At 74.7% G+C, this 16,624-nt stretch carries 16 protein-coding genes; 2 read left to right on the top strand and 14 right to left on the bottom strand.

Annotation, left to right across the window (positions count from 1 at the left end):
• Positions 1 to 121: 121 nt before the first annotated feature.
• The 8 genes from ACI78R_RS01690 to clpB form a co-directional block, all read right to left on the bottom strand.
• Positions 122 to 526 carry a DUF3151 domain-containing protein gene (locus ACI78R_RS01690; protein WP_073421051.1) on the bottom strand — a complete coding sequence of 135 codons (405 nt, stop codon included), beginning with the start codon at positions 524 to 526 and terminating at the stop codon, positions 122 to 124.
• A gap of 3 nt (positions 527 to 529) precedes the next feature.
• Positions 530 to 1,564: a class II fructose-bisphosphate aldolase gene (fbaA, locus tag ACI78R_RS01695; protein WP_073421049.1), complete on the bottom strand. Its 1,035-nt coding sequence runs from the start codon at positions 1,562 to 1,564 to the stop codon at positions 530 to 532.
• A gap of 74 nt (positions 1,565 to 1,638) precedes the next feature.
• The gene (locus ACI78R_RS01700) at positions 1,639 to 3,033 is read right to left on the bottom strand and encodes an FAD-binding oxidoreductase (RefSeq protein ID WP_454553303.1); all 1,395 of its coding nucleotides are present in this window, start codon (positions 3,031 to 3,033) and stop codon (positions 1,639 to 1,641) included.
• Positions 3,034 to 3,147: 114 nt separating this feature from the next.
• Positions 3,148 to 3,702, bottom strand: coding sequence for an orotate phosphoribosyltransferase (pyrE, locus tag ACI78R_RS01705; protein WP_457039439.1), 555 nt, complete (start codon positions 3,700 to 3,702; stop codon positions 3,148 to 3,150).
• 138 nt (positions 3,703 to 3,840) lie between these two features.
• A complete protein-coding gene (locus ACI78R_RS01710) occupies positions 3,841 to 4,527 on the bottom strand; it encodes a fasciclin domain-containing protein (RefSeq protein ID WP_073421048.1) in 687 nt (228 codons plus the stop codon).
• Positions 4,528 to 4,701: 174 nt separating this feature from the next.
• Positions 4,702 to 6,384 carry a molybdopterin-dependent oxidoreductase gene (locus ACI78R_RS01715; RefSeq protein ID WP_457039440.1) on the bottom strand — a complete coding sequence of 561 codons (1,683 nt, stop codon included), beginning with the start codon at positions 6,382 to 6,384 and terminating at the stop codon, positions 4,702 to 4,704.
• A 209-nt stretch (positions 6,385 to 6,593) separates the two neighbouring features.
• Entirely contained in the window at positions 6,594 to 7,307 is a 714-nt protein-coding gene (locus tag ACI78R_RS01720) for a hypothetical protein (protein WP_457039441.1), read from the bottom strand.
• A gap of 145 nt (positions 7,308 to 7,452) precedes the next feature.
• On the bottom strand, positions 7,453 to 10,047 hold the full coding sequence (gene clpB, locus ACI78R_RS01725) for an ATP-dependent chaperone ClpB (RefSeq protein WP_457039442.1): 2,595 nt from the start codon (positions 10,045 to 10,047) through the stop codon (positions 7,453 to 7,455).
• A gap of 189 nt (positions 10,048 to 10,236) precedes the next feature.
• Between clpB and ACI78R_RS01730 the strand changes: the two genes are divergently transcribed.
• Both ACI78R_RS01730 and ACI78R_RS01735 read left to right on the top strand, forming a co-directional pair.
• On the top strand, positions 10,237 to 10,710 hold the full coding sequence (locus ACI78R_RS01730; protein WP_336030907.1) for a MarR family winged helix-turn-helix transcriptional regulator: 474 nt from the start codon (positions 10,237 to 10,239) through the stop codon (positions 10,708 to 10,710).
• Between the two features lie 91 nt (positions 10,711 to 10,801).
• Positions 10,802 to 11,245 (top strand): OsmC family peroxiredoxin, encoded by a 444-nt coding sequence (locus ACI78R_RS01735; RefSeq protein WP_073421041.1) that lies wholly within the window; start codon positions 10,802 to 10,804, stop codon positions 11,243 to 11,245.
• Positions 11,246 to 11,311: 66 nt separating this feature from the next.
• On the opposite strand, the gene ACI78R_RS01740 is transcribed toward ACI78R_RS01735, so the two are convergent.
• From ACI78R_RS01740 to grpE, 6 genes are all read right to left on the bottom strand, one after another.
• Entirely contained in the window at positions 11,312 to 12,943 is a 1,632-nt protein-coding gene (locus ACI78R_RS01740) for an MFS transporter (RefSeq protein ID WP_457039443.1), read from the bottom strand.
• A 62-nt stretch (positions 12,944 to 13,005) separates the two neighbouring features.
• Positions 13,006 to 13,482, bottom strand: a complete 477-nt coding sequence (locus tag ACI78R_RS01745) for a MarR family winged helix-turn-helix transcriptional regulator (protein WP_336030901.1) — start codon at positions 13,480 to 13,482, stop codon at positions 13,006 to 13,008.
• Positions 13,483 to 13,635: 153 nt separating this feature from the next.
• Positions 13,636 to 14,181, bottom strand: coding sequence for a MarR family winged helix-turn-helix transcriptional regulator (locus tag ACI78R_RS01750; RefSeq protein ID WP_245794620.1), 546 nt, complete (start codon positions 14,179 to 14,181; stop codon positions 13,636 to 13,638).
• Positions 14,178 to 14,648 (bottom strand): heat shock protein transcriptional repressor HspR, encoded by a 471-nt coding sequence (locus ACI78R_RS01755; protein WP_457039444.1) that lies wholly within the window; start codon positions 14,646 to 14,648, stop codon positions 14,178 to 14,180. The genes ACI78R_RS01750 and ACI78R_RS01755 overlap by 4 nt, the downstream gene beginning before the upstream one ends.
• Positions 14,645 to 15,877 carry a molecular chaperone DnaJ gene (dnaJ, locus tag ACI78R_RS01760; RefSeq protein ID WP_073421036.1) on the bottom strand — a complete coding sequence of 411 codons (1,233 nt, stop codon included), beginning with the start codon at positions 15,875 to 15,877 and terminating at the stop codon, positions 14,645 to 14,647. The genes ACI78R_RS01755 and dnaJ overlap by 4 nt, the downstream gene beginning before the upstream one ends.
• Positions 15,878 to 15,923: 46 nt before the next feature.
• Positions 15,924 to 16,493 carry a nucleotide exchange factor GrpE gene (gene grpE, locus ACI78R_RS01765; RefSeq protein ID WP_457039445.1) on the bottom strand — a complete coding sequence of 190 codons (570 nt, stop codon included), beginning with the start codon at positions 16,491 to 16,493 and terminating at the stop codon, positions 15,924 to 15,926.
• Positions 16,494 to 16,624 lie beyond the last annotated feature (131 nt).

Here is a 16,624-nt window from a genome sequence, read left to right on the forward strand (position 1 = left end):
CGGGACCGGTCCCGGTCCACCCGACCCGGTGACGCGGGGTGACCGGCCACCCGCGCACGACGGCCGCCGTCCCCCGGGGAGGGACGGCGGCCGCGGTGGGGTCGTGCCGGCCAGGCGGGGGTCAGGGCGCCAGCGTCGGGTCGCAGTCGCGCAGCAGCTGGGTGCAGCGCTCCTGCTCGTCGACCTCGCCGATCGCCTCGGCGGCCCGGGCGAGCACGGTGACGCAGCGCAGGAAGCCCCGGTTGGGCTCGTGCGACCACGGCACCGGGCCGTAGCCCTTCCACCCGTTCTTGCGCAGCGCGTCGAGGCCGCGGTGGTAGCCGGTGCGGGCGTAGGCGTAGGCCTCGATGGTGCGGCCGCCCTCGAGCGCGGCCTCGGCCAGGGCCGCCCAGGCGGCGCTGGCGCGGGGGTGGGCGGCGGCCACCTCGGCGGGGTCGGTGCCGGCGGCCAGCGCGGCCTCGGCCTCCGGGTCGCCGGGCAGCAGGGTGGCGGGCGGCTCGCCGAGCAGGTTGTGCGAGTGCGTCATGGCTCAGGCGCTCGGGCTCTGGCCGGCCGACAGGAGGTCCTCGCACGCCTGCTGGACGCGCGCGGCCATCCCGGTCTCGGCGAGCTTCATGTAGGGCCGCGGGTCGTAGGCCTTCTTGTTGCCGACCTCGCCGTCGACCTTCAGCACGCCGTCGTAGTTGCTGAACATGTGGCCGGCGATCGGCCGGGTGAAGGCGTACTGGGTGTCGGTGTCGACGTTCATCTTCACCACGCCGTAGGACAGCGCCTCGCGGATCTCCGACTGCAGCGAGCCCGAGCCGCCGTGGAAGACGAAGTTGAACGGCTTGCTGCCCTCGGGCAGGCCGAGCTCCTGCGTGACGACCTCCTGGCCCTCCTTGAGGATCTCCGGCCGCAGCTTCACGTTGCCCGGCTTGTAGACGCCGTGGACGTTGCCGAAGGTGGCCGCGAGCAGGTAGACGCCGCGCTCGCCGAGGCCGAGGGCCTTCGCCGTGGACACGAAGTCGCCGGGGGCGGTGTAGAGCTTGTCGTTGATGTCGTGCGCGACGCCGTCCTCCTCGCCGCCGACGACGCCGATCTCGAGCTCGAGCACGATCTTGGCGGCCGCGCACTTGTCGATGAGCTCCTCGGCGATCTGGAGGTTCTCCTCCAGGTCGATCGCCGAGCCGTCCCACATGTGCGACTGGAACAGCGGTGCCTGGCCGGCGTCGACGCGGTCCTTGGACAGCGCGATGAGCGGGCGGACGTAGCTGTCGAGCTTGTCCTTCGGGCAGTGGTCGGTGTGCAGCGCGACGTTGACCGGGTACCTCTCGGCGACGACGTGCGCGAACTCGGCCAGCGCCACCGCGCCGGTGACCATGTCCTTCACCCGGGTGCCCGAGCCGAACTCGGCGCCGCCGGTGGAGAACTGGATGATGCCGTCGCTGCCCGCGTCGGCGAAGCCGCGCAGCGCCGCGTTGATCGTCTCGGACGAGGTGCAGTTGATCGCCGGGTAGGCGAAGCCGCCCTCCTTCGCCCGGCTGATCATGTCGGCGTAGACCTCGGGGGTCGCGATGGGCATCCGGGAACTCCTGTCGATCGACGCTGGGCGGCGTCAGTATCTCCCGGGCGCCGGACCCCCGACAGGCCCCCGTCTCAGGCCCGGCGGCGGAGCACCTTGCCGGGGTTGAGGAGGCCGGCCGGGTCGAGCGCGTCCTTGATCCGGCGGTGCACGTCGAGGGAGACCTCGCCGACCTCGCGTTCGAGCCACTCGACCTTGAGCGAGCCGATGCCGTGCTCGCCGGTCACCGTGCCGCCGAGCGACAGCCCGAGCGCGAGGATGTCGTCGAACGCGGCGAACGCCCGGGCGCGCTGGCCGTCGTCGGCGGGGTCGAAGCAGATGGTCGGGTGCATGTTGCCGTCGCCGGCGTGCCCGACGACGCCGATCGTCAGCCCGCGGCGGACGGCGATCCCGTCGCAGCCGTCGAGGAACGCGGCGATCCGCGAGCGCGGCACGGCGACGTCGTCGATGAGGGTGGTGCCCAGCTGCTCCAGCGCGGGCAGCGCCATCCGGCGGGCGGCGAGCAGCAGGTCGCCCTCGGCCGGGTCGTCGGTGGAGTGCACCAGCTGCGCGCCGGCCTCCCGGCACAGCTGCGCCAGGGCCTCGATCTCGGCGGCCGCCGCCGCTCCCCCGCTGTCGGACTGCGCCACCAGCAGGGCGTGCGCGTCGCGGTCGAGGTCGGCGTGCAGCAGGTCGTCGACGGCGCAGATGCAGGTGTTGTCCATGACCTCGAGCAGGCTCGGCACCAGGCCGGAGGTGACCACCCGCTCCACCACCTGGCCGGTCTGCGCCGTGGTGGCGAAGGTGGCCACCAGCGTGACCGGCCGCTGCGGCGCCGGGCGCAGGGCGAGCGTGGCCTCGGTGATCACGCCGAGCGTCCCCTCGGAGCCGACGAACAGCCGCGCCAGGTCGTAGCCCGCCACGCCCTTGACCGTGCGCCGGCCGGTGCGCAGCACCCGCCCGTCGGCGAGCACGACCTCCAGACCCAGCACGTAGTCGGTCGTGACGCCGTACTTCACGCAGCACAGGCCGCCGGAGTTGGTGGAGAGGTTGCCCCCGATCGTGCACCAGTCGTAGCTGCTCGGGTCGGGCGGATAGAACAGCCCCGAGCCGGCGACGGCGTCGCGCAGCGCCTTGTTGACCACGCCGGGCTGCACGACGGCGAGCCGGTCGGCCGGGGACACCTCGAGGACGGCGTCCATCCGCGTCATCACGAGGGTGATCGCGCCGTCGACGGCGTTGCTCGCGCCGGCCAGGCCCGAGCCCGCGCCGCGCGGGACGACGGGGACACCGTGCCGCGCGGCGACCCGCAGAACGGCGGCGACCTCGTCGGTGCTGCGCGGGAACACGACCGCGGCCGGGGTGCCGGCCTCGGCGAGCATCGCCTGGTCGCGGGCGTAGGAGGCGGTGACGTCGGGGTCGGTGCGCACGCCGTCGGACCCGAGCGCGGCGGTGAGCTCGTCGACCCACGCGGTGGCGAGTGTGGTCACCGCCACACCGTACGGCGGGGCGGCGCATGATCAGGTGACCTGATCGTGCTGCGTCCTGGCTCACGGTGGACGGTGAGCCAGGACGCGTGGGGGTGAGCCAGGACGGCGATGCGGCTAGTCGAGGCCGAGGTCGGCGAGGGTGAAGGCGGCGCGGTACTCCAGGCCCGCGGCCTCGACGGCGGCCCGCCCGCCGCGGTCGACGATCACGGCGACGGCGATGACCTCCGCGCCCGCCTCCTGCAGCGCCTCGACGGCGGCCAGCGGGCTGCTGCCGGTGGTGGAGACGTCCTCGACGACGAGCACCGACCGCCCCTCGATGTCGGGGCCCTCGATGCGGCGCTGCAGCCCGTGCGCCTTGCCCGCCTTGCGCACGACACAGGCGTCGAGGAACCCCTCGCCGTCGGCCGCGGCGTGCAGCATCGCCGTCGCCACCGGGTCCGCGCCCAGGGTGAGCCCGCCGACGACGTCGTAGCGCAGGTCGCCGGTGAGCTGGCGCATCACCCGGCCGACCAGCGGGGCGCCCTCGTGGTGGAGCGTGAGCCGGCGCATGTCGATGTACCAGTCGGCCTCCCGGCCGGAGGACAGCGTGACCCGCCCGTGCACGACGGCGAGGTCGACGATCAGCTCGAGCAGGCGGTCGCGGTCGGGCAGGACGGCCGGTGCGGTCATGCAGGCGACCCTAGGCAGCGGCCACGAGCCGTGCCCGGCCGTGCCTGGCCCGGCACACGGCGAGGGCCGCCGCCCGACCGGGGGGAGTGGTCGGACGGCGGCCCGTCGGGGACCCCGTCACGCGGACGGGGAGCGGGGTCAGCCGGCGGCGGGGGCCAGCACCTGGTCGACGATGTAGACGGTGGCGTTCGCCGTCTGCACGTTGCCGCAGATGACCGAGGCGGGGGTGCCGGTCACGGTCTGGGCCACGGTGAAGTTCTCGCCCGAGCCCTCGATGGTCACCTCGTCGCCGGCCACGGTGGTGTGGGTGCCGGCGAGCTGGTCCGGGGAGAGCCGGCCCGGGATGACGTGGTGGGTGAGGATCTGCGTCAGGACGGCGTTGTCGGCCAGGACCGCCTGCAGCTGGTCCTGCGGGATCGCCTCGAAGGCCGGGTTGGCCGGGGCGATGACGGTGATGTCCGGCGTGGTGTTCAGGGTGTCGACCAGGTTGGCCTGGGTGACGGCCTGCACCAGCGTGGACAGCACGGGGTTGTTGCTGGCGGCGGTGGCGACCGGGTCGTCGGTCATGCCGGTGAAGCTGCCCTCGCCGTCGGCGGGGACGGCGCTGCAGCCGGCGCCGAAGGGCTCGTCGGACATCATGTCGGAGCCGCTGGTGCTCTCCATGCCCTCCTCGGAGCCCGACGAGGTCTCGCTGCTGCTGTCGCTGCTGGGCGAGGCCGAGCCCTCGCTGGCGGTGCCGCTGTCGTCCGAGCCGCAGGCGCTCAGGGTGACGGCCAGCGTGGAGGCGGTGGCCAGCAGGACGCCGCGGGTCAGGGTGCTCTTCACGTCGGGTGTGCTCCTCGTGTCGTCGTGCTCGTCCGTTCGGGGACCGGGTGGTCCCCGCGGTGGTCCCTCCCGGCCCGTGCGAGGGGTCGGGAGAGGCGTCTGCGGCGCGGGTGGCCGAGACGGTCTGTGGGGGATGTGTGCCCTGCCGGCCGGCTGCCGGCGGGGCGGGGACCGCTACCTCGCGATCACCCGGATGGAGTGCAGGCCGCTCGCCCCGTTCGGGAAGGGCGTGGCCCGCTGGTCGGTCTGCACCTCGCCGTCGGCCGCGGTGGCCCGGACGGTGAGCTGGTACGAGCCGGGCGCGAAGTCGTACGGGAGGACCCACTGGCGCCACAGGTCGGCGTCGGCCTGCGGGGCGAGCTCGGCCTCCTGCCACTCCCCCTCGTCGACCCGCACCTCGACCCGGGCGATACCGCGGGTCTGCGCCCAGGCGACGCCGGCGATCGGGCGGCGCCCGGCGTCGAAGGCGCGCAGCGGGGCGGGGGTGTCGATCCGCGAGGCGAGCTTGATGGGCGCCTGCACGGCCCAGTCGCGCTCGACCCAGTAGGCGTCGAAGGCGTCGAAGGTGGTGGCCTGGATGCCGGTCATCCACTTGCAGGCCGACACGTAGCCGTAGAGGCCGGGGATCAGCATCCGCACGGGGAAGCCGTGCTCCACGGGCAGCGGCTCGCCGTTCATCCCGAAGGCGATCATCGCGTCCTCGACGTCGAGGGCCGCACGGGTCGGGGCGCCGATCGTCATGCCGTCCACCGACCGGCACAGCAGCTGGTCGGAGTCGCCGGAGACGCCGTGCTCGCGGAGGAACGCGCCGAGCGGGATGCCGATCCAGCGGGCGGTGCCGGCGAGCCCGCCGCCGACCTCGTTGGAGACGCAGGTCAGCGTGATGTCGCGCTCGATGACGTCGTCGCGCTCGAACAGGTCGGCCAGCGTGTGGGTGCGCGGGGAGTCGAACATGCCGGTCAGCTCGAGCCGGTAGTCGGCCGGGCGGACCTGCGGCACGGTGATCGCGGTGTCGACCCGGTAGAAGTCGCGGTTGGCGGTGAACAGCGGCGTCACGCCCTCGACGCGCTCGGCGAGGTCGGCGCCCCGGGGCAGGGCCGCGGCCCGCGACGACGGCGTCGGCAGGGTGAGCTCGCCGCGGGCGTTGCCGACGTCGAAGCGCCGCTGCAGCAGCCGGCCGCCGCCCCCGGTGACCGCGGCGGCGCCGAGCGCGACCCCGCCGGTGAGGAAGAACCGGCGGCGGTCCATGCCGGTGCCCTTGCGGTCGGCCATCGACAGGGCGCCGCGCAGGCGCTCCATCACGTCGTCGTCGTCCCGCGCGGCCGGCGCCGGGGCCGGCGCGGAGGCCGGGGCCGTGGTGGGCAGCGTGAGGGGGGCGAGCAGCGCGAGCAGGGCGACGGCGCCGGTGACGGCGCCGGCCACCGAGGGCAGCGCGTCGAGGACGCCACCGGCGGGGCGGCTGACGGCGGCCGCGGCGCCCAGGAGCCCGAAGAGCGCGATCCCGGCGACGCCGGCCCGGCGGGACCGCAGCGAGACCAGGCCGACGACCAGCGCGTACAGCGCCACGACCACCAGCGTGCCGACGACCAGGGCGATCTTGTCGTTCTCGCCGAAGGTGCGGATGGCGAACTGCTTCACCGGCTCGGGCACGAGGGTGATGACCGTGTCGCCGACGGCGACGACCGGCGAGGACGCCGGCCCGACCAGCCCGGCGACGAGCTCGGCGACGCCGAGGGCCACGGCGGCGGCCAGCAGGCCGGCCAGCGCGGCGAGCAGCCGGCGCGGGCCGCGACGGGCGGGGGTCGGGTCCCCGTCCGGTCCGGTGGCCGGCGCGGGGGCCTGCTCGGTAGTCGTCATGCCCTGGGTTCGGGACGACCCGGCGAGCGGTTCACCGGTCCCGGTCACGATGGGGTAACGGAGTCGAGCCGCACGGTCACGTCGTCCCCTCCTCCGTCGCGCGCCATCGGATGTCGCACCACACATCCCCTCGGTGGAGTCACTCAAACCAGCGGGCCCGCCCGTTCCCCCGTACGGGGAGCGGGCGGGCCCGGAGGACACCGCGCGGGTCAGCGGCCGCGGGCGCGCTCCCAGCCGCGGTAGCGGTACCACTCGTTCGACGGCTTCAGGGCCAACGCGACGATGCCGGCCAGGGCCAGGAGGGTCTGCAGCCAGCCGAGCGTGGTGATCAGCCCGCCGAAGGACGGACCGGCCAGCGAGACGAGGCTGCTGACGACGAGCAGGCCGCCGAAGACCCAGAGCACGATCCGGGCCCAGTTGCGCCCCTGCCAGGCGAAGTAGATGAACAGCAACTGCAGGCCGATGACGATCAACCCGAAGACGACACCCACCGTGACCGCGGTCGCCTGGGCGACGTCGGTGGCGCCGCTGTAGTCGGCCGGGTCAAGCCCCTGGTCGATGAGGGTCTGGTCGACGATCTCGTCGAACTGGACGAACGTGACGATCGAGCTGAGCAGGCCGAGGACCACGCTCGCGAGGAACGCACCGATGCCAAGCCTCACCGTCTGCGGACGCGCGACGGGCGTCGGGGCGCCCCACGCGTCCGGCGCCTGCGGCGCGGAGCCGTAGCCCCCGTACTGCTGCCCGTACTGCTGGCCGGGGGGCTGCTGCCCGTACGGCTGCCCGTACTGCTGGCCGTACGGCTGCTGCTGGCCGTACGGCGGCTGCTGCTGCCCCCACGGCGGCTGCTGGCCGTAGGGCGACTGCTGGCCCGGGCCGGGACCCCAGCCCTCCTGCCCGGGCGGGCCCTGTCCTGCGGTCATGTCTCGCCTCCTGTGCGGGGCCCCGGGCCGGCCTGTCCCGGCCGGGGTCCGCGGCGATGATCGCCGACCCCGGGCGGCGGGACCAGCCCCCGCGCAGACGCGGGCCCGCCGCCTCCCCCGGAGGGGAGACGGCGGGCCCGGGAGCTCACTGCGCGCGGGAGACGGTCAGCCCGCTGTCGGCGTCGACGACGTCGGCCGGCCAGTCGACGACGACGCCGTCGCCGTCGCGGATGTCACCGGCGAGCAGCGCCCGGGCGAGCGGGTCACCGATCGCCGACTGCACCAGCCGGCGCAGCGGCCGGGCGCCGTACACGGGGTCGAACCCGTTGAGCGCCAGCCACTCGCGGGCGGCGTCGGTGACCTGCAGGGTCAGCCGGCGGGCGGCCAGCCGGCGGGCGAGCACGCCCACCTGGATGTCCACGATGCCGGCCAGCTCGTCGCTGCCGAGGGCCCGGAACACCACGACGTCGTCGAGCCGGTTGAGGAACTCCGGCTTGAAGTGCGACCGGACGACGTCCATGACGGCGGCGCGGCGCGCCTCCTCGGGCAGCGACTGGTCGGCGATGACCTGCGACCCGAGGTTCGACGTCAGGATCAGGATCGTGTTGCGGAAGTCCACGGTGCGGCCCTGGCCGTCGGTGAGCCGGCCGTCGTCGAGGACCTGCAGCAGCACGTCGAAGACGTCGGGGTGCGCCTTCTCCACCTCGTCGAGCAGCACGACCGTGTAGGGCCGCCGCCGCACCGCCTCGGTGAGCTGGCCGCCGGCCTCGTAGCCGACGTAGCCGGGGGGTGCTCCGACGAGGCGCGCCACCGAGTGCTTCTCGGAGTACTCGCTCATGTCGATGCGGACCATCGCCCGCTCGTCGTCGAAGAGGAACTCCGCGAGCGCCTTGGCCAGCTCGGTCTTGCCGACGCCGGTGGGCCCGAGGAAGAGGAACGAGCCCGTGGGCCGGTCGGGGTCGGCGATGCCCGACCGCGCGCGGCGGACGGCGTCGGAGACGGCGCGGACGGCGTCGGGCTGGCCGACCACCCGGCGGCCGAGCTCGTCCTCCATCCGCAGCAGCTTCTGCGTCTCGCCCTCGAGCAGCCGGCCGGCGGGGATGCCGGTCCAGGCCTGCACGACCTCGGCGATGTCGTCGGGGCCGACCTCCTCCTTGAGCATCGAGGCCTGCGCGGCGACGTCGTCCTCCGCGGTGGCGAGCCGCGTCTTCAGCTCCGGGATCCGGCCGTAGCGGAGCTCGGCGACGCGGGCGAGGTCGCCCTCGCGCTCGGCGCGCTCGGACTCCAGGCGCAGCCGCTCGAGCTCCTCCTTCACCTGCTGGATCCGGACGATCGCACCCTTGTCCTGCTGCCAGCGGGCGGTCAGCTCGGCGAGCTCCTGCCGCCGGTCGGCCAGGTCGCCGCGCAGCACCGCGAGACGGTCGAGGGAGGCGGGGTCGTCCTCCTTCGCCAGCGCCATCTCCTCGATCTCCATGCGGCGCACGGCGCGCTCGACCTCGTCGACCTCGACCGGACGGCTGTCGATCTCCATGCGCAGCCGGCTGGCGGCCTCGTCGACCAGGTCGATCGCCTTGTCGGGGAGGAAGCGGGCCGTGACGTACCGGTCCGACAGCGTGGCGGCCGCGACGATCGCGGCGTCGGTGATCCGGACGCCGTGGTGGACCTCGTAGCGCTCCTTGAGCCCGCGCAGGATGCCGATCGTGTCCTCGACGGAGGGCTCACCGACGAAGACCTGCTGGAAGCGGCGCTCGAGCGCCGGGTCCTTCTCGATGTGCTCGCGGTACTCGTCGAGCGTGGTCGCGCCGACCATCCGCAGCTCGCCGCGGGCCAGCATCGGCTTGATCATGTTGCCGGCGTCCATGGCGGAGTCGCCGGTGGCGCCGGCCCCGACGATGGTGTGCAGCTCGTCGATGAAGGTGACCACCTGACCCTCGGCCTCGGTGATCTCCTGCAGCACGGCCTTGAGCCGCTCCTCGAACTCACCGCGGTACTTCGCGCCGGCCACCATCGCGCCGAGGTCGAGCGCCATCAGCCGCTTGCCCTTGAGGCTCTCGGGGACGTCGCCGGCGACGATGCGCTGGGCCAGGCCCTCGACGATCGCCGTCTTGCCGACGCCGGGCTCGCCGATGAGGACCGGGTTGTTCTTGGTGCGGCGGGACAGCACCTGCACGACGCGGCGGATCTCGGCGTCGCGGCCGATCACCGGGTCGATGCGGCCCTCGCGGGCGCGCTCGGTGAGGTCGACGGCGAACTTCTCGAGCGCCTGGAAGGTGCTCTCCGGGTCGGCGGTGGTGACCTTCCGGTTGCCGCGCACGGTGCGGAACGCGGCGAGCAGCGTGTCGCGGGTGGCGCCGGCGCTGGTGAGCACGGCGGCCGCCTCGCCCTCGGACCCGGCGAGCCCGACCAGGAAGTGCTCGGTGGAGACGTACTCGTCCCCCAGCGCGCTCGCCTGCTCGCCGGCGGCGTTGACCACGCGCAGCAGCTCGCGGGAGGCGGACGGGGCCTGGACGGTGGCGCCGCTGACGCTGGGCAGGCGGCGCAGCGCGGCCTCGGCCTTGGCCCGGACGTCGGCCGGGTCCGCGCCGACGGCGGTGAGCAGGGGGGCGGCGATGCCGTCGGTCTGCTGCAGCAGGGCGACGAGCAGGTGCAGGGGCTCCAGGGCGGCCTGCCCCCGGTCGACCGCCAGCCGCTGGGCGGCCGCGAACGCCTCCTGCGAACGGGTGGTCAGCTTGTGCTCCATGGTGGGTGCGGATCGTCCTCTCGTCGGCGGCGCCGGGGTCACTGTCCCGGCGGACGGCGTGTCGACGGGTCCAACGGAGCAGGAGTTGAGTCTGTTCCGCTCAACCTCCGCGGACGCCGGCGACCCGAAAGGGGTGGGCGCCGACACAACTGCATGCCGCGCGACACGGTTGTCCCTACACTCGAACGCATGACGCAGACCGGCGAGGAAGCCGCCCTCCCCGCTCCCAGCGTGGCGCTGGACGACCAGCTGTGCTTCGCGCTGTACGCCGCCTCGCGGGCGATGACCGCCCGCTACCGGCCGATGCTCGAGGAACTGGGTCTGACCTATCCCCAGTACCTGGTCATGATGCTGCTCTGGGAGGAGGACCAGCAGACGGTCGGCCAGCTCGGCCACCGGCTGGCCCTCGACAGCGGCACGCTGTCCCCGCTGCTCAAGCGGCTGACGGCCGCCGGCCTGGTCACCCGCCACCGCCGCGTCGAGGACGAGCGCTCGGTCGCCATCGCCCTCACCGACTCCGGCCGGGCGCTGCGCGAGCGGGCCTACGCCATCTCGCAGGACATGATCTGCGCGCTCAGCATGGGCGTCGAGGAGTTCTCCGACCTCAAGCAGACCCTCAACGTGCTCACCCACCGGGTGAACGAGGCGCCCCGCACGGTCTGACGGCCCGGTGGGTTGCCCGCAACCCACCGGGGTAGGGCGCGGGGGTCCGACGCCGGTCAGCAGTGCCGGCCCCTCCGTCCGGAAGGCAGCCATGCCCACCCGTACCGCACGCACCGCCTGGAACGGCACGCTCGAGCAGGGCTCGGGCCAGGTCGAGCTCTCCAGCTCGAAGGCCGGCACGTTCGAGGTGAACTTCCCCAAGCGTGCCGCCGACGAGGCCGGTGGCACGACCAGCCCCGAGGAGCTGGTGGCCGCGGCCCACTCCGCGTGCTTCGCCATGCAGCTGTCGGCCAACATCGCCCAGGCCGGCGGCACGCCGCAGGCCCTCGAGGTCAGCGCCGACGTCTCGCTCGGCCCGGACCAGGCGAACGGCGGCTTCAGGCTGACGGGCATCACGCTCACCGTCCGGGGCGAGGTCGACGGCCTCGACGCGGCCGGCTTCGAGAAGGCCGCACAGGAGGCCAAGGCCGGCTGCCCGGTCAGCAAGGCGCTCGCGGGCGTGGAGATCACGCTGGACGCCGCGCTCGACTCCTGACCCCCCGCACGACGAGAGGGCCCGCTCCCCCACCGGGGAGCGGGCCCTCTCGTGTGTCGCGCGGCCTCAGCGGGCGGTGCCCACCGCCGGGTCGTCGGCGAGCGCGGGCTCGGACTCGCGGCGCAGCCGCTCCTCGCCCGTCTCCGTGCGCAGCGCGACCTCGCGGATCAGCAGGATCGCCGCCACGGCGGCCACCGCGATGACGGCGGACACCAGGAAGATCCGCCCGGTCGCGTCGCCGTAGGAGACCTCGATGAGCCGGCGGATCGGCTCCGGCGCGTCGGCGAGGTCGGCCAGGCCCACGGAGCCCGAGCCCGAACCGGCGGCGGCCAGCTCCGGCGGCAGGCCGGCGGTGATGAGGGTGGAGACCCGGCTGCTCAGCACGGCGCCGAGGACCGAGACGCCGATCGTACCGCCGAGGCTGCGGAAGAAGGCGACGGCGGAGCTGGCCGCACCCAGGTCGGAGGCGGCCACGGTGTTCTGCACGGCCAGCACCAGGTTCTGCATCGTCATGCCGATGCCGACACCCAGTACGAACAGGAAGACGCCGAGCAGGACCATGTCGGTCTCGTGGTCGATGGTGGCCAGCAGGCCGAAGCCGGCGACGACCAGGATCGACCCGGCCACGAGGAACCGCTTCCACCGGCCGGTGCGGGTGATGAGGATGCCCGACACGGTCGAGGAGACGAGCAGGCCGCCGACCATCGGGATGGTGAGCAGGCCGGCCGCCGTCGGCGAGTAGCCGCGGGAGATCTGCAGGTACTGGCCGAGGAAGACCGTGGAGCCGAACATCGCCACACCGATGGCGACGCTGGCGACGATCGCGAGCGTCGTCGTCCGGTCGCGGAACAGGCGCAGCGGGACGATGGGCTCGGCCGCGCGCAGCTCGGTGACGAGGAAGGCGACGATCGCGAGCACGCTGCCGCCGAGGAACAGGGCGGTCTCCAGGGAGGCCCAGGCGAACTGGTTCCCGGCGAGGGTGACCCAGATGAGCAGCCCGGAGACACCGGCGGTCAGGAAGGCCGCGCCGAGGTAGTCGATGCGCACCCGCCGCTTGGTGACCGGCAGGTTCAGCGTGCGCTGCAGCAGCACCAGGGCGACGACGGCGAACGGGACGCCGACGTAGAAGCACCAGCGCCAGCCGAGCCAGCTGGTGTCGACGAGCAGGCCGCCGAGCAGCGGGCCGCCGACGGTGGCCACCGCCATGACGCCGCCGAGCAGGCCGGAGTACCGCCCGCGCTCGCGGGGGCTGATCATCGCGGCCATCGCGATCTGCACGAGCGCCTGCAGGCCGCCGAGCCCGAGGCCCTGCAGCACGCGCCAGCCGATCAGCGTGCCGACCGACTGCGACAGGCCCGCCAGCATCGAGCCGACGATGAAGACGACGATCGACAGCTGGATGAGCAGCTTCTTGCTGAACAGGTCGGAGAGCTTGCCCCAGATCGGCGTGGACGCCGTCGACGCGAGCAGGGTGGCGGTGACCACCCACGTGTACTGGCTCTGACTGCCGCGCAGGTCGGTGATGATCGTGGGCAGGGCGTTCGAGACGACGGTCGAGGACAGGAACGCCACGAACATCGCCAGCAACATCCCCGAGAGGGCCTCGAGGATCTGGCGGTGGGTCATGCGGCCCTGTTGCTCGGCGGGCGCCTCGGTGGGAGATCCCGGCCCGGTGGCGGGCTCGCGGGTGGTGGTCACGGTGGTGCTCCTGGTCGGTTCGGGACGGGGTGCGGCGGACTGCGCGGGGGTGGGGCGCCCGGTCACGCCGGAGCCCCCGCGTGCGGACGGGGGACGGCGGCGCGGTCGAGGTCGGCGGCGAGCCGCTCGAGCAGGTCGCCGAGGCGGGCGGCCTCCTCCTCGGTCCAGCCGGCGAGGGCCTCGGCGGCCCACTCCGACCGGACGGCGCGCGTCTGGGCGATCGCGGCGGACCCGGCGGGGGTGAGCCCGATGAGGCTGGCGCGGCCGTCGTGCGGGTCGGGCCGGCGCTCCACGAGGCCGGACCGCTCGAGGGCCGCGACCTGGCGGCTGGCGACCGACACGTCGACGCCGACCTGGGCGGCCAGCGCGCTGCAGCGCTGCTCGCCGTCGCGCTCGAGCGGCACGAGCAGCGCCCAGCCGAAGGAGGGCAGGTCGCCGTGGACGGCGTCGGCGGCGCGGGCGGAGACGTGCCGGCCGCTGCGCAGCAGGCGGGCGATGCCGGCGGTCAGCCGGTCCCGGGTGGCGGGAGTGAGGGGCATGGCGTCCTCGGGATGGTGCGATGAGTGCAGACTGCAACCATACATCCGGTTGGTTGTTGTCTGCAACCAGCTACCCCGTGCACCTGTCCCCACACGTGACGACGGCGCCCGGACCTCGGGGGTCCGGGCGCCGTCACAGCATGGGTTCGGCGGTCAGCGCCGGGTGGTCACGGCCTCTCCCGCGTCGGCGGGGTCGGCGGCGGCCTGCGCCTCACGGGCCTCGCCGAGCCGGTTGAACCGGCCGAGCAGGTCGGCGAGCGTGGTGACGTCGTCGGCCGGCCAGTCGGACATGTCGCTCTCCCAGCGGGCCCGGCGCACGTCGCGGATCCGCGCCAGCCGCGCGGCGCCGTCGGGCGAGGGGCGCAGCACCTGGGCGCGGCCGTCGGCCGGGTCCGGCTCGCGGTCGACCATGCCGAGCGCCACCAGCGAGGCCACCTGCCGGCTGACCGTGCTCTTGTCGAGCCCGAGCCGCGCGACGAGGTCGCTGGCGCGCAGCGGGCCGGCGTCGGCCAGCAGCGCGAGCAGGCCGTAGGCCGCGCCGTCGAGGTCGGGGTGCAGCTCGCGCGCCAGGCGCGCGGAGATGGCGCGGGAGCGCCGCAGCAGCAGGCCGATCTCGCGCTCGAGCCGCACGAAGGTCGCGTGCAGGTCGTCGTCCACGTCCTCCTGCACGACGGCGCCGCCCGCCGGGTTCCCGCTCACCGCGGCTCCCGCGGCCGCCAGACCACGAGCGCCGAGCTCGCCCGGCGCAGCGGGACGAGGTCGGCGCGGCCGAAGGCGGTCCCGAAGCCGGAGGCCGCCGACTCGGCGGCGGCCGCCCGGCGCTCGGCGTCCTCGACCTCGCCGAGCAGCTCGTGCACGCGGCGCTGCAGCGCCTCGACCTGCGACTCCAGGTCGATGATCCGCTTGATGCCGGCGAGGTTCACGCCGTCCTCCTGGGACAGCCGCTGGACCTCCCGCAGCAGCGCGACGTCGCGCGGGCTGTAGCGGCGCCCGCCGCCGGCGGTGCGGCCCGGGGTGACCAGGCCGAGCCGGTCGTACTGGCGCAGCGTCTGGGCGTGCATGCCGGCCAGCTGGGCCGCCACCGAGATGACGAAGACGGGTGCGTCCTCGGCCACCGCCCGCACGCCGTCGGAGTGGCGGCGCTCCCCGGCGCCGGGGGCGCTCACCGGGTGCCCCCGCGCTCACCGCCACGGTCGACGGCGGCGGTGATCTGCGGCCGCGGGTCGCCGAGCTCGGCGTCGAGGGTCTTGAGCGCCCGCTCCCCCTCGGCCGACAGCCGCTGCGGGACGGCGACCTCGACGGTGACCAGCAGGTCGCCGGAGCGTCCGCGGCCGGGGACGCCCCGCCCGCGCACGCGCAGCGTGCGGCCGCTCGCGGTACCGGCGGGCACCTTGAGGGTCACGTTGCCGTCGAGCGTGGGCACGGTCAGCGTCGTACCGAGCACCGCCTCGGGGAAGGTGACGGGCACGGTGAGCGTCAGGTCGTCGCCCCGGCGGCCGAAGAGCTCGTGGTCGCTGACGTGCACGACGACGAACAGGTCGCCGGCCGGGCCGCCGCGCCGTCCCGGGGCGCCCTTGCCCGCCAGCCGGATGCGCTGCCCGTCCTTGACGCCCGCGGGGATCCGCACGGTGATGGTGCGGGTCTGCGTGGTCACGCCGTTGCCGGCGCAGGTCGGGCACGGGTCGTCGACCACCTGGCCGGTGCCGCGGCAGTTGCGGCACGGCTCGGAGAAGGCGAACGCCCCCTGGCTGCGGCTGGTGACGCCGGCACCGCCGCAGACCTCGCAGGTGTGCGGCGACGTGCCGGGCTTCGCGCCGCTGCCGGCGCAGGTGGGGCAGGTGCCCGGGCTCTGCATCCGCAACGGCACGGTGACGCCGAGGACGGCCTCGTCGAAGGACAGGGTCGCCTCGGTCTCGACGTCCTGGCCCCGGGCCGGCCCGGACGCCGCCTGCGAGCGGGCCCGGGCCGAGCCGGGGGCGGCACCGGTGGCGCCGCCGCCGAAGAGGTTGCCGAAGATGTCGCCGATACCGCCGGCCCCGCCGCGCGCGGCACCGCCCGCGGCGCCGAACAGGTCGCCGAGGTCGAACGGCTGGCCGCCGCCCGCGCCGCCGCCCGGGAACCCGCCGGGGAAGCCGGCCCGGGCCCCGGCACCGCCGGAGCCGAACAGCCGCCGGGCGTCGTCGTACTCGGCGCGCCGCTTGGGGTCGCTGAGCACGTCGTAGGCCTCGGAGACCTCCTTGAACCGGGCCTCGGCGTCGGCGTTGCCGGGGTTCTTGTCCGGGTGCAGGTCCCGCGCGAGCTTGCGGTAGGCCTTCTTGATCTCCGCGGCGTCGGCGCCCTGGGAGACGCCGAGCGCCCCGTAGTAGTCCTTCTCGATGAAGTCCCGAGTGCTCATCGGGCGCCTCCTCCCCTCGGGGTCTCCACGAACGGTCCGGGGCCGGTCAGCCGGCGGCCGGGGTCTCCCCCGGCGCACCGCCGTCGGCCGGCGCGTCGGCGGTGGCCGCGGGAGCCGCGGCGGCGCCGGACGGCTCGCTCACCGAGACCATCGCGGTGCGCAGCACGCGCTCGCCCCGGCGGAAACCCTGCCGCAGGACCGTCGTCGCGGTCGGCACCGTCACCTCGTCGGATGTGTCGTGCAGGACGGCCTCGTGCAGCGCGGGGTCGAACGGGTCGCCCGCGACGCCGAAGGACTCCACGCCCAGGCCGTCGAGCAGGCCCAGGACGCGGTCGGCGACCACCTTGAAGGCGCCGGTGAGGTCGCCGTGGTCCCGCGCCCGCTCGATGTCGTCGACGATCGGGAACAGCTGGGCGGCGAACCGCTCGGCGGCTTGGTCGACGACCAGGCCGCGGTCGCGGTCGACGCGCCGCCGGTAGTTGGCGTACTCGGCCGTGACCCGCTGGAGGTCCTCGGTCCGCTCGGTCAGCTGGCGGGCGAGGTCGCCGTCGCCGGTGGCCGGGACGGCCTCCTGCGCGGTCACCTCGGGGCCGGCGGCCGTGTCGTTCTCGGTCATGCGCTCCCCTGGCGATGGGTGGGCTGTCGGTGCCGGGCCCGGCGGGGCGCCGGCCGGCTGCTCGCCGGCCGGCGCCCGCACCGCGCCGCTGACGGGGTCGATCCGCCGCTTGTCACGGATCACGACCCGCG

Source organism: Geodermatophilus sp. SYSU D01106, assembly GCF_054049995.1.

What these genes read in the sequence shown, in the direction of transcription:
- ACI78R_RS01690 (WP_073421051.1), bottom strand. Translation starts at nt 526, where the DNA reads ATGACGCACTCGCACAACCTGCTCGGCGAGCCGCCCGCCACCCTGCTG.
- fbaA (WP_073421049.1), bottom strand. Translation starts at nt 1,564, where the DNA reads ATGCCCATCGCGACCCCCGAGGTCTACGCCGACATGATCAGCCGGGCG.
- pyrE (WP_457039439.1), bottom strand. Translation starts at nt 3,702, where the DNA reads ATGACCGCACCGGCCGTCCTGCCCGACCGCGACCGCCTGCTCGAGCTG.
- ACI78R_RS01715 (WP_457039440.1), bottom strand. Translation starts at nt 6,384, where the DNA reads ATGACGACTACCGAGCAGGCCCCCGCGCCGGCCACCGGACCGGACGGG.
- ACI78R_RS01720 (WP_457039441.1), bottom strand. Translation starts at nt 7,307, where the DNA reads ATGACCGCAGGACAGGGCCCGCCCGGGCAGGAGGGCTGGGGTCCCGGC.
- clpB (WP_457039442.1), bottom strand. Translation starts at nt 10,047, where the DNA reads ATGGAGCACAAGCTGACCACCCGTTCGCAGGAGGCGTTCGCGGCCGCC.
- ACI78R_RS01730 (WP_336030907.1), top strand. Translation starts at nt 10,237, where the DNA reads ATGACGCAGACCGGCGAGGAAGCCGCCCTCCCCGCTCCCAGCGTGGCG.
- ACI78R_RS01735 (WP_073421041.1), top strand. Translation starts at nt 10,802, where the DNA reads ATGCCCACCCGTACCGCACGCACCGCCTGGAACGGCACGCTCGAGCAG.
- ACI78R_RS01745 (WP_336030901.1), bottom strand. Translation starts at nt 13,482, where the DNA reads ATGCCCCTCACTCCCGCCACCCGGGACCGGCTGACCGCCGGCATCGCC.
- dnaJ (WP_073421036.1), bottom strand. Translation starts at nt 15,877, where the DNA reads ATGAGCACTCGGGACTTCATCGAGAAGGACTACTACGGGGCGCTCGGC.
- grpE (WP_457039445.1), bottom strand. Translation starts at nt 16,493, where the DNA reads ATGACCGAGAACGACACGGCCGCCGGCCCCGAGGTGACCGCGCAGGAG.